This window comes from Arenibacter aquaticus (assembly GCF_003957295.1).
GTDB classification, from domain to species: Bacteria; Bacteroidota; Bacteroidia; order Flavobacteriales; family Flavobacteriaceae; genus Arenibacter; species Arenibacter aquaticus.
In genome coordinates this window covers 126,910-139,702 of the sequence record NZ_RQPJ01000021.1, presented here as the reverse complement: position 1 = coordinate 139,702, position 12,793 = coordinate 126,910, and the positions used below count along the sequence as shown (strand labels likewise).

Annotated in this window: 12 protein-coding genes; 9 read left to right on the top strand and 3 right to left on the bottom strand. The window is 40.5% G+C overall.

The features are described from left to right. Positions 1-2: 2 nt before the first annotated feature. The gene (locus tag EHW67_RS16550; protein ID WP_126163504.1) at positions 3-266 is read right to left on the bottom strand and encodes a DUF4834 family protein; all 264 of its coding nucleotides are present in this window, start codon (positions 264-266) and stop codon (positions 3-5) included. An 88-nt stretch (positions 267-354) separates the two neighbouring features. Here EHW67_RS16550 and EHW67_RS16545 point away from each other — a divergent pair, with 88 nt between their 5' ends. Beyond that, a complete protein-coding gene (locus tag EHW67_RS16545) occupies positions 355-1,425 on the top strand; it encodes a transporter (protein ID WP_126163503.1) in 1,071 nt (356 codons plus the stop codon). A gap of 69 nt (positions 1,426-1,494) precedes the next feature. Continuing rightward, entirely contained in the window at positions 1,495-2,613 is a 1,119-nt protein-coding gene (locus EHW67_RS16540) for a GTP cyclohydrolase (RefSeq protein WP_126163502.1), read from the top strand. 136 nt (positions 2,614-2,749) lie between these two features. On the opposite strand, the gene ychF is transcribed toward EHW67_RS16540, so the two are convergent. Further along, positions 2,750-3,844, bottom strand: coding sequence for a redox-regulated ATPase YchF (ychF, locus tag EHW67_RS16535; RefSeq protein ID WP_126163501.1), 1,095 nt, complete (start codon positions 3,842-3,844; stop codon positions 2,750-2,752). A gap of 170 nt (positions 3,845-4,014) precedes the next feature. Here ychF and EHW67_RS16530 point away from each other — a divergent pair, with 170 nt between their 5' ends. Continuing rightward, entirely contained in the window at positions 4,015-6,690 is a 2,676-nt protein-coding gene (locus tag EHW67_RS16530; protein WP_238389970.1) for a TonB-dependent receptor, read from the top strand. A gap of 160 nt (positions 6,691-6,850) precedes the next feature. Here EHW67_RS16530 and EHW67_RS16525 read toward each other — a convergent pair whose 3' ends face one another. After that, positions 6,851-7,201, bottom strand: a complete 351-nt coding sequence (locus EHW67_RS16525) for a 4Fe-4S dicluster domain-containing protein (RefSeq protein ID WP_126163500.1) — start codon at positions 7,199-7,201, stop codon at positions 6,851-6,853. Between the two features lie 86 nt (positions 7,202-7,287). On the opposite strand from EHW67_RS16525, the gene EHW67_RS16520 reads away from it, so the two are divergent. From EHW67_RS16520 to EHW67_RS16495, 6 genes are all read left to right on the top strand, one after another. Continuing rightward, positions 7,288-8,349, top strand: coding sequence for an acyl-CoA reductase (locus EHW67_RS16520; RefSeq protein WP_126163499.1), 1,062 nt, complete (start codon positions 7,288-7,290; stop codon positions 8,347-8,349). Positions 8,350-8,541: 192 nt separating this feature from the next. After that, on the top strand, positions 8,542-9,606 hold the full coding sequence (serC, locus tag EHW67_RS16515) for a 3-phosphoserine/phosphohydroxythreonine transaminase (RefSeq protein WP_126163498.1): 1,065 nt from the start codon (positions 8,542-8,544) through the stop codon (positions 9,604-9,606). 68 nt (positions 9,607-9,674) lie between these two features. Next, positions 9,675-10,625, top strand: coding sequence for a D-2-hydroxyacid dehydrogenase (locus tag EHW67_RS16510; RefSeq protein ID WP_126163497.1), 951 nt, complete (start codon positions 9,675-9,677; stop codon positions 10,623-10,625). 79 nt (positions 10,626-10,704) lie between these two features. Continuing rightward, positions 10,705-11,337, top strand: a complete 633-nt coding sequence (locus tag EHW67_RS16505) for a DUF937 domain-containing protein (protein WP_126163496.1) — start codon at positions 10,705-10,707, stop codon at positions 11,335-11,337. Between the two features lie 156 nt (positions 11,338-11,493). Continuing rightward, positions 11,494-11,949: a DUF6146 family protein gene (locus tag EHW67_RS16500; RefSeq protein ID WP_126163495.1), complete on the top strand. Its 456-nt coding sequence runs from the start codon at positions 11,494-11,496 to the stop codon at positions 11,947-11,949. 31 nt (positions 11,950-11,980) lie between these two features. Then, positions 11,981-12,301, top strand: a complete 321-nt coding sequence (locus EHW67_RS16495; RefSeq protein ID WP_126164122.1) for a DUF6787 family protein — start codon at positions 11,981-11,983, stop codon at positions 12,299-12,301. Positions 12,302-12,793: the final 492 nt, after the last annotated feature.

The following is a 12,793-nucleotide window of genomic DNA, read 5'->3' as shown; positions in this document are numbered from 1 at the left end:
GGTTATTCAATTTCCTCGAAATCTATGTATTCCCCAACCTTATTGGAGGAACTGGTTTTTTTCTTTGTCTTCTTTTCAATAATAACATCCCCTACTTGCTCTTCAGCCGTGCGGTTCTGATCGGCAAAACCCTCAAACTTTTCCTTAAAATGCTCCTCGGTCTTTTTGGCAGCATACCTGAACAATCTGGGAGCAAACCACTTTGCGAGTAACTTAAGGGAATAGTATACTAAGAGTACAATTAATATCGTTTTTAAAAAACCCATAATTAGTAGACAAATTTTATATCAAAAGTACAATTCTAACGTTGTAATAATAGTGCAAAAGTCTTAAAATAATAATAAAATAGTTCCTATGGAATATAATGTTTCCACGAAACAGCTGAAAAAAATACTAATATTTGGAGTTTTCTCCCTGCATTGGCTTGGTTTCTCTCAATATACAGATGTAATCAATTCCAACAGACCGGGACTTTCGGTAAGCGCCTATGCGGTAGGTACCAATGTGTTACAGGCAGAATTGGGCGTAGGATATGAACAGCGTGACCACACAAGGCTTTCTACCGAATCCAATATTTTGGGAGCCGAGTTATCTCTGCGATATGGCCTCCTTTTTGAAACCTTGGAGATAAATTACGAGGGCACTTTTGACGATCAGAAAAAAACTTATCTCAACTCTGGTGTTGAGGTCAGAAATACCGATTTCTCCAGAAACCGATTGGGATTAAAATTTTTGGTTTTCGACCCCTATAGGAACCCGGAGAAGAACAAGCCCAATCTTTACAGCTGGAAGGCCAATTACGGTTTTAAGCTAAAAAATCTTATCCCGGCCGTATCAGTCTATGCCGGTGCCAATTTTGTTCTGGGAGATAACCCTTTTTATAGTGGGGACCCCACTGTTTCCCCAAGAGTAATGATTGCCACACAAAGTAGGCTTACCCCTAGATTTGTACTTATTTCAAATGTGGCCTATGATAGACTGGGAACCGATTTTCCCGAATGGAACTACACCGTTTCCCTTTCCCATGCTTTTAGAAACCCTAAATGGAGCGTTTTTGCAGAACATCAGGGGATACAGAGCGACAGATATGCGGATGTATTGCTTCGCGGGGGTGTTGCCCATTTAATAAGTGAAAATATGCAGGCAGACATTAATCTAGGTGCCAGCTTCAAAAATACACCTACCAGAATTTTTGCGGCCCTTGGGTTCTCTTACAGGGTAGATATGCACAGGGATAAGTTAAAGGCTATAGAAGATCAAAATGCCGGAGAAAATGGCGGCCCCATTAACAAAAATGCCATGAAGAAAAAGAACAAAAAGAAGAAAAAAGGTAGTGGCGCCGAAGATGTTGATTTAGGCCCCAGTAAAAAGCAATTGCGAAAATTAAAGAAAAAAAATAGAAACGATTCTGAAATAGATTTCTAATAAAATAACTTTTGCACTTTTTCCTATGATTTAATATTGCTAATATTGAACCATACAACAAAAGAAGGTATGGTTACTTTAAAAGAAGCAAGAACAAAATCGGAACTCAAAGATTTCGTAAAATTCCCATTTTCACTATACAAGGGCTCCCCATACTGGGTACCCCCCATTATCAATGATGAGCTGGAGACATTTGACAAGAATAAAAATCCAGTTTTTAAGGATGCCAATGCTTGGTTCTTTTTGGCTTACAAGGACAATAAAATTGTTGGAAGGGTTGCTGCCATTATAAACAGTTTGGAGGTCAATGACCAAAATGTAAAGAAAATGCGTTTTGGGTGGTTCGATTTTATAGATGACTATGAAGTTTCTGAGGCATTGCTCAATAAGGTGGCGGAAATAGGAAAGGAGAATAAGCTTTCCTATATGGAAGGGCCCGTTGGTTTTTCCAATTTGGACAAGGTGGGTGTTCTAACGGAAGGATTTGATCATATTGGTACCATGATTACCTGGTACAACCATCCGTATTACGTAAACCATTTTGAACACCATGGGTTTATCAAGGAAAAGGAGTATATGGAAAATAAATTCCCCTTCAGCAATGCAGAACCCAAATTCTTTCAGAAGGCCAATGAACTGGTAAGAAAACGCTATGGGGTAAAGGAATTAAACTTTAGCAAGACCAAGGACGTTATGCCATGGGCCGATAAGATGTTCGACCTATTTAACGAAACCTATTCCTCCCTCTCTTCTTTTGTCCGCATCACCGACATTCAAAAAGAATATTTCAAGAAAAAATACATCAGTTTTATAAATCCGGAATACATAAAATTCATCCTGGACAAGGACGACAATCTTATCGCCTTCGGAATTGTTATGCCCTCTTTTTCCAAGGCCTTGCAGAAAGCAAATGGCAAGCTATTCCCATTTGGCCTATTTCATCTTTTGAACGCCAAAAAAAATAGTAAAGAGGTTATTTTTTACCTTATAGGGGTGCTTCCAGAATACCAAAACAAAGGGGTTACGGCCGTTATGTTCAACGAATATTACAAAACCTTTAAAGCCAAAGGGGTAGAAAATTGTGTAAGAACCCCTGAACTGGAAGAAAATGTGGCCATTCGCCAACTTTGGAAACATTTTGACCCTAAAATATACAAGCGCAGAAGAACCTATAAAAAGGACTTGTAGCCCTTCACATAACTGGATTGACACCAAAAAGGCCTGCTTAGAAATCTAAACAGGCCTTTTTGGTATTAAACACTTTTTTCATGGCAGTCCAATACCAATAAAAACAACGGGTACTTGTTTATAAGAATAACAGGTTTTATACATTAAACCTAAAGTGCATCACATCTCCATCTTTTACAATATACTCTTTCCCTTCTACCCGCATCTTACCAGCTTCCTTGACCTTGGCCTCACTTCCAAAGTTTACAAAATCCTCATATGCGATTACTTCTGCCCTAATAAAACCTTTCTCAAAATCGGTGTGGATAACGCCGGCCGCTTGTGGTGCTGTAGCCCCAACTGGAATAGTCCAAGCACGGACCTCCTTAACACCTGCCGTAAAATAGGTTTCCAAATCCAACAACCTATAGGCACCCCTTATCAGTTTGGCAGAACCAGGTTCTGTTAACCCCAAGTCCTCCAGAAACATTTGTCGCTCCTCATAACTATCCAACTCCGTAATATCTGCCTCCGTACCTACGGCCAAATAAATAACCTCGGCATTTTCATTGGCAACCGCAGCTTTTACCTTTTCCACATATTCATTTCCTGTAGTTGCGGCATCCTCGTCTACATTGCAAACGTACATTACCGGCTTATCGGTAATAAATTGCAAGGGCCTAACATATTCCGCACGATCATCCTTACTTATATCCAAGGCGCGTACCGATGTTCCAGTTTCAAGACCTTCTTTTATCTTTAGTAATACAGCTTCCTCTTTTTGGGCTTCTTTGTTCCCTGTTTTGGCGGCACGCTTAACTTTATCCAGCTTTTTGTCTACCGTTTCCAAATCTTTAAGCTGCAATTCTATATCTATGGTTTCCTTATCCCTTACCGGGTCTACAGAACCGTCTACATGAACAATATTGTCATTGTCAAAACAACGGAGAACGTGCAAAATAGCATCGGTTTCCCTAATATTTCCCAAAAACTGGTTTCCCAATCCTTCTCCTTTACTGGCCCCTTTTACCAATCCGGCAATATCCACTATCTCTACCGTAGCGGGCAAGACGCGTTCCGGATTAACCAGTTCTTCCAATTTCTGCAATCTATTATCGGGAACGTTTACCACTCCAATATTGGGCTCTATGGTACAGAACGGGAAATTGGCACTTTGTGCCTTTGCATTGGACAAACAATTAAAAAGGGTGGATTTTCCAACATTGGGCAATCCTACGATACCTGCTTTCATGGTTAAATATGATTATTGGCTGTAGTGTTGAAATAAAAAACCACTAAACAGCTTTTTTAAAACAGCTGCAAAGATACTATTTATGTCCGTTTAAGAACACAGATTGACAATCTTAATTATGTAAAAATAAAATACCTAAATTAGAAGTTAAAACACTTAAAATCATTAACATGAAAAAAACCTTCTTTTTTACGGCATTTATGCTGGGTAACTATATCCTGGCATTTGCGCAAAATTCGGTTACCGGTAAGGTTACGGATGACAGTGGCGAACCATTAGTTGGTGTAAACATAGTGGAAAAGGGTACTACCAATGGTACAACGACCGATTTTGATGGAAATTATCAAATATCGGTCATGGATAATGCAACCCTTGTATTTAGCTATATTGGGTATGATACCAAGGAGGAAAATGTTTCCGGAAAAACCCTAGTCAATATTGCGCTGTCCGGCGGAATGATGCTGGACGAGGTGCAACTAGTGGGTTCTAGAAGCCCAAAACGTACCTCTACCAATACTGCGGTTCCCGTAGATGTTATAGATATTGCGGAAGTATCTACCCAAACAGGCCGTGTGGAAGTAAATGAACTATTACAATATGCTGCTCCTTCGTTCAATGCCAATAAACAATCAGGGTCGGACGGGGCAGACCATATAGATCCTGCTACCCTCAGAGGCCTTGGCCCCGATCAAACCTTGGTACTTATTAACGGCAAAAGAAGGCACCAATCCTCTTTGATCAATATTTTTGGAACTAGGGGACGGGGCAACACAGGTACCGATTTGAATGCTATTCCTTCATCGGCCATTAAACGAATAGAAATATTACGCGATGGCGCCGCCGCGCAATATGGTTCGGATGCCATTGCAGGGGTAATCAACATTGTGTTGAAAAACCAAACGGACAAGGTTTCCGGCTTTATTAATTATGGAGCCTATAATACCAACGCAAAAGGAGATTTTCCGTCAGGAACACCCAATACCGATGGCAACCGATTGGACACCGAGAAGGACGGAAACGCAATTGGTAGCGATCAGAGCTTTGATGGAGGTTCTCTAAAGGCTGGCGTTAATTTTGGAGCGGCGATCGGCGACGATGGCGGCTTTGTAAATGTTACTACGGAATACATCAGCAAGAACAAGACTTTGAGACCTGGATTCGATTTTAGAAGAGGTTTCGGGGAGGCGGCCATTGACGGATTCAATTTAATGGTGAATGCCTCGGTACCTCTTTCGGATAATTCAGAATTATATGCCTTTGGTGGAAGAAATTATAGGGATACGGACGCCTATGCCTTTACCAGGAATGGTGGCAACAGGGTAATTCCTTCCATTTACCCCAATGGATTTACCCCTAGGATTACTTCCAACATTATTGATAATTCCTTTTCGGCCGGTTTTAGGAGTGAACTGGATAATGGCTGGAAACTGGATATCAGCAATACTTATGGCAAAAATAATTTTCATTATTACATAAAAGGAACCCTTAACGCTTCTTTGGAAGATGTATCCCCTACCGATTTTGATGCAGGAGGACATAGCCTGACTCAAAACACTATGAATTTGGATTTTTCAAAGTACTATGAAGATGTTTTGGAGGGTATGAACTTGGCTTTTGGTGCCGAGTATAGAACGGAAAATTTTGTCATTTTCGCTGGGGAGGAGGGATCTTGGGGTACTTATGACGTAAATGGACTATTAATTACGGATCCGGCCAACCAAACCCAACCAATTGATCCGGATTCGGGTGATCCCCGTCCAGGGGGTTCCCAAGGGTTTCCCGGATACAGTCCCGCAAACGAAGTGGATAGAAGCAGGAGTAATTTTTCCCTGTATGCGGATGGGGAGTTTGACCTTACTGAAACCTTTCTTGTAAGTGCCGCTGCCCGATTTGAAAATTTCAGTGATTTTGGGAGTACCATAAACGGCAAATTGGCGGCAAGATTAAAGGCATCGGACAATGTTAACATAAGAGGTTCTGTAAGTACAGGCTTTAGAGCCCCTTCCTTGGCACAAAAATATTATAATCTACAGTTTACCAATTTTGTAGGTGGCGCTGCTTTGGAGTCTTTGTTATCTCCCAACAACAGTCCGGTAACAGCTTCCTTTGGGATAGATCAGTTAACGGAGGAAAAGGCCCTTAATGCTGGGCTAGGTTTTACGGCCACCTTTGGCGATTTTACAGCAACTGTGGACGGCTACTATATTAAAGTGGACGATCGTATAGTGCTTACGGGTAATTTTGATGCACCCCAAATTCCCAATGTGGAGGCGGCACAATTCTTTGTAAATGGTGTGGATACCAAAACTACAGGTTTGGACATTGTGCTGGCTTGGAAAAAGAGCTTTGATGACCACCGCTTATCTGCCACTTTTACGGGCAATATCAATGACATGAGTATAGATAAGGTAAACAATGGCAGTCTGGATGCGGAAACCTTTTTTGGGGAAAGGGATAAGGGATTCCTATTGGCCTCGGCCCCAAAAAGTAAATTCACCCTAAATATTAATTACAATAGGGACAAGTTTGATGCCGGACTGGCCTTCACGCATTTTAGTAAGGTGGAGTTATTGGATTACCAAATGTATGAGCCTACTTCCGATTATGACAGTTTTGAGGATCAGATCAATCAGGCAACAGATACTTATAATGCTAGGCTTGTAACCGATCTGGTTTTTGGCTATCAATTATGCGATGGCCTTAAGTTAAATGTAGGGGCCAATAATCTATTCAATGTATACCCTGACCAACAGGACGACTGGGTAGAAGGTGGAGGGTATTGGGACTCTGTACAAATGGGATTTGGTGGGGCCTATTACTATACCAAGCTGGGGTTTACCTTCTAAATAACCCAAGAACCGTACTAAAAAAGGCTGCCCAAGGGCAGCCTTTTTATATTTTTAATATCCCATATAAGACAGGATCTAATTCAAGGTTACAACACTGTAGATTATGGTCCTACCTACAGTTTACAGCAAATTATTACCTATAAAAATAATACCATTCTTATTCTGGGTGCATAAAACGCTGCTTGCCCAAAAGCTCCTCTTCAGACTCCACGTGATCATCATCGGGAACACAGCAGTCTACCGGACAAACCGCGGCACATTGAGGCTCATCGTGAAAACCTTTACACTCCGTACATTTATCGGGAACTATGTAGTAGATTTCATCACTTACAGGTTCCTGTGACTCATCGGCATCCACTTCCTTACCGTTTGGCAAAACCACATCTCCCTTTAAAAGGGTTCCGTCACTGTATCGCCAATCATCCGCACCTTCATAAATTGCAGTGTTTGGACATTCGGGCTCACAAGCTCCACAATTTATGCACTCATCTGTTATTATAATTGCCATATTTTATATTTCTTTTATGCTGATTTAAATTCAGTATCAATACTTTTGCACAAAGGTAAAGCCTAAAAAAATCTTTTACAAATATAATGAGTGACCTTACACAAAGAATTAAAGCATTTGCTAAACTAGGTGATTTCTTTTCAGAATACAGCAAATATGCGAAAAAGAAATCGCACATGGATGAAAATCAGCTTGGATGGTTCAAAAAATTCGATGAAACTCTTAGCCTGGCCAAACATCATAACGGTTGGTTTACACCAGAAAATATCCTGTACAGTTTTGATAGATGGGCCGAGTTGCTCTCACAAAACCAACTACAGGACTGGTTGTCTACCTACGAAATGGACAAAAACACCCGCAAAAAAGTAGCTTTGATCATGGCTGGTAATATTCCACTGGTAGGTTTCCATGATTTCCTATGCACGGTTATTTCCGGGAATACGGCCTTAATAAAACTCTCATCCAATGACAAGGTTTTATTACCATTGGTTGCTGAGTATATTACAGAAATAGAGCCCTGCTTAACAGATCAAATTTCATTTGTAGAAGGTAAAATGGAGGGTTATGATGCAGTTATAGCCACTGGAAGTGACAATACCTCTCGCTATTTTGAACATTATTTTGGAAAGAAACCAAACATTATAAGAAAAAACAGGAATTCGGCGGCCATTTTAACAGGTAAGGAAACCAAGGAGCAATTAAGTGCTTTGGGAGAAGATATATTTAGATACTACGGACTTGGCTGTAGAAGCGTGTCCAAAATTTATGTTCCCAAAGATTATAACTTTGACCTCCTCTTTAATGCTCTCTACCCTTTTAAATATGTAATAGAACAACATAAATACGCCAACAATTATGATTATAACAAGGCGGTTTACCTCATGAGTCTTTATAAAGTTTTGGAGAATGGTTTTCTAATGCTAAAAGAAGATAAAAGCTATGCATCGCCCATCGCTACCCTGTTTTATGAGTATTATGACTCCTTGGATAACCTTAAAAACAGATTGACCCATGACGCGGATTTATTGCAATGTATAGTGGCAAACGGGGTACTGGCAAATGAAGTACCTTTTGGAACAACACAAAAACCATCTTTGGGAGATTATGCCGACAATGTGGATACTGTTGATTTTTTGTTAAAAACCTAAGGGAAGAATTGCCATGTTCCATAGGGTACTTCCTAAAATATTTATGACCTTTAGGGCCTTAAATAAATAATTGGACTGGGACTACCATACATCAACATTTGACTATTTAATATTGATAATAACAGACCATAGTAAAAAGTATTGGTGGCAGTAAAAAATTGCCCCACCTATAAAAACAACATAATTGAAAATATGAAAAAACATAATTTTAGCGCAGGACCTTGTATTTTACCACAAGAAGTAATGAAAAAGGCTTCCGAGGCCGTATTGGATTTTAATGGTCTTGGACTTTCTTTGATAGAAATATCTCATAGAAGTAAGGACTTTGTAGCGGTTATGGAAAAGGCCAGGTCTTTGGCCTTAGAGCTTTTGGGCTTGGAAGGCAAAGGATATAAAGCGTTATTTTTACAAGGCGGTGCCAGTATGGAATTCCTTATGGTAGCCTACAACCTTTTGGAGAAAAAGGCCGGATATCTTAATACGGGTACCTGGGCCGATAAATCTATAAAAGAAGCCCGACTTTTTGGTGAAGTTCTGGAGGTAGGATCGTCCAAGGATAAAAACTATAGTTATATCCCAAAAGGTTATACTATACCTGCAGACTTGGATTACCTTCACCTAACCTCCAACAACACTATCTATGGAACCCAGATAAAGAAATTTCCCAAGACCAATGCCCCATTGGTATGTGATATGAGTTCGGACATCTTTTCCAGGCAGATGGATTTTAGTCAATTTGACCTCATTTATGCCGGAGCCCAAAAAAATATGGGGCCTGCAGGTACTACTTTAGTTGTAATAAAGGAAGATATATTGGGCAAGGTTAGCAGAAAAATCCCTTCTATGTTAAACTACAAGGTTCATATAGAAAAAGACAGTATGTTTAACACGCCAGCGGTGTTTCCCGTTTATGTTTCCATGCTTACCTTGGAATGGTTACAGAATTTGGGAGGAATTGCCGCCATTGAGGAAATAAATGAGAGAAAAGCCCAACTATTGTATTCTGAAATCGACCTCAATCCTTTGTTCAAGGGTTTCGCCAAGAAGGAAGATCGCTCACTAATGAACGCCACCTTTACCCTGTCTGAGGAGAAGCTAAAGGATGAATTTGATGAAATGTGCAAGGAAGCCGGAATAAATGGCTTAAACGGACATCGATCTGTTGGCGGGTATAGGGCCTCTATGTACAATGCCCTGTCTTTGGAAAGTGTAGGCACCTTGGTAGATGTTATGAGTGAATTGGAAAGAAAGGCCTAATTAATAACCCTATTTAATACTACGCCACAGCGCAAGGATACAATAGAAATTAACAATTAGCATTAATAATGAAGATACTAGCAAACGACGGGATTTCTGAAAGTGGCATCCAAAAACTTGAAAGTGCAGGTTTTGAGGTACTGGCAGTTAAGGTGGCCCAAGAGCAGCTTATTTCTTACATCAACCAACATGGGATCTCTGTGCTCCTAGTAAGGAGTGCCACCAAGGTAGACAAGGAGATTATAGAAGGCTGTCCTTCTTTAAAAATAATTGGTCGCGGCGGGGTAGGAATGGACAATATAGACGTTGCCTATGCCAAGTCCAAGGGCTTACATGTAATTAATACCCCGGAAGCATCCTCGTCTTCCGTGGCCGAACTGGTTTTTGCACACTTGTTCAGTGGTGTTCGTTTTTTACACGACGCCAATCGGAATATGCCATTGGAAGGAGATAGCAATTTTAAGAAGCTGAAAAATGCATATGCCAAGGGGATGGAGCTTAGAGGAAAAACCCTAGGTATTATTGGATTTGGTAGAATTGGGGTGGCCACGGCAAGAATAGCCTTGGGCCTTGGTATGAATGTTATTTTTACCGACCCCCTTTTGGAGGAGGCCACCGTTACGGTACCTTTCTTTGATGGCCGTTCCATTTCATTTCAATTGGCGGGCACCTCCTTGGAAAACCTGCTAAGAACATCCCATTTTATCAGTCTGCACATTCCGGCCCAAGAATCCTATGTCATTGGAAAAAAGGAATTTGAAATGATGAGAAATGGAGTGGGAATCGTCAATGCCGCTAGAGGCGGAGTCCTGGACGAGGTAGCCCTGGTAGATGCGCTGGAAAGTGGTAAAGTAGGCTTTGCCGGACTGGATGTTTACGAATCTGAACCAATTCCTGAAATACGCATATTAATGCACCCAGATATTTCATTAAGCCCCCATATTGGTGCTGCCACGGAGGAGGCTCAGGAAAGAATTGGGCTGGAACTGGCCTCCCAAATCATCAGTTTGTACAAATAAGGTCTCAAGACAGCCTCAAACATATTGTTACTTTTTGTACCTTATGGTCAATTAATCATTAACCGTAATAAATATAAAGATGTCAGGATTACTGGATTTACTAAATAGCCCGATGGGCAAGCAACTAATTAGCGGTGTGGCCAATCAAACCGGTCAGCCAGAAAATAAGACCGGAGAGGTTTTAAGTATGGCCATGCCCCTATTATTGGGCGCCATGAAAAAAAATGTATCCTCTCCCGAGGGAGCACAAGGTCTAATGAGTGCACTATCCTCCAAACATGACGGCGGATTATTGGATAACCTCGGTGGACTTTTTGGCGGTGGTGTAGACCAATCCGTAATGCAGGACGGTGCCGGAATTTTAGGACATGTATTTGGTGGAAAACAGGCCAATGTAGAAAGTGCCCTGAGCAAAAAATCTGGATTGGATGTAGGATCTGTGGCCCAAATCCTAAAAATAGCCGCCCCCTTGGTGATGGCCTACCTGGGAAAACAAAAAGCCCAAAGCAATGTAAGCGATGCCAACGGTCTAAATACCCTACTCGGCAGCATGCTTGGAGGACAACCTAAAGAAAACCAAAGTTTAATAACTACTTTGTTGGATGCAGATGGTGATGGCAGCGTTTTGGACGATGTGGCCGGGATGGTCATGGGATCCAACAAAAAGAAAGGCGGACTGGGAGGTATGCTCGGTGGCCTTTTTGGGAAATAAGAGATTTAACATATTTTAAGGAAAGCCATTTGTTGAACAAATGGCTTTTTTTGTACCTTAAAGGGAGAGCATTAAAAATCATCATAGTTCGCTATTCCCCTGAAAAGATCCGAAATAGCTAGAAGGGGTATGAATATGATATAAAAATATAATAATATGAAGAAATACATTTTTACCATCAGTTTTTTAGTACTCCTAATGTTTTCTATGGCGAATTGTAGCGGTACCAAGAAAGCAATTGCCATAACAGATGATGAAAAAACAGCCTTTTCACAAACCGAAGGGGATACCATAGCCATCAAAGATGACAAAACAGAATACGAGATAATCATTATAGAGCCGGGGTTTAATTTTTGGCTGCAAAGTATTGCCAAACCAGAGGGGTATTACTCCCAGTCTTATTTGGAGAATAGGAACCGGATTTATGTTGCGGAGTGGAATGCTAGAGTACTTCAACCCTACAGGTTTAGCCCTAATCTTTACGAGCTACAAATAGACTACAACCCCAATATAGATTACGGGTATGAGGTTAACTATAAGCTGTACAATTACTTCATCTATTTCCAGCGCAAATACAATCAAAGACTAGGACCATTTGTTCCTAGAGTATAAAAAGCTATCTTTGTCCGCGATTATTGGAAGTATGAAGAAATTAAAAGAACGTTGGGGAATAACCTCAAACCTACAGTTGGCCATAATTTTTATTGTGTTCTCCATTACTGGATCTTCAGCCGTTTACGCGGCAAAGCCGTTTCTACAATGGATTGGGTTATCCAGGGATAATTTTTCACCGGATTTTCTTTGGGGAGGTCTAATTTATCTAATCTTCAGGATATTATTGATATTCCCTATTTACCAATTTCTTTTGGTGATCTACGGTTGGTTGTTTGGCCAATTCAAATTCTTTTGGGAGTTTGAGAAAAAGATGTTGAATAGAATGGGTCTGGGCTTTATACTCAAATAGATAGCAAAAGCCCCATGGTTTGTATTGAATCCTGTCCAAGAAACTGACTATCAATCAGAGCTCTGGAAACAGTGACCCCAACCAAAAGACATGGTTTGGACGCTCATTTCAATCTGCAACTAGCTACAGCATAAGAAATAGGGGGCCTGCGGATAAATTATATATTTATTAACAAACATTGTGTTGGGTTACCAGTAGTTTTGAAGTGTGAAGTTTAATATCAAAAATATCGTTTCTTATGTTTTTGCCTCACTGTTGGTAGGTTTAATACTACTGCCTTCGGCATTAAAATTAAAGCATGCTATACTAGAGCACCAAACCTTTGTTTGTAAGGAGAAAGGCATGCTACATATACACGAAGTAGAACTGGATTGTGATTACCACAAATTTAATCTTACACACTACTATACTTATTTCCAACCTGAGTTTAACACTTCTACAAGCATACCGAAATCGAAAAAAATTATAAACTTTTATACTTCATTAAGCAAG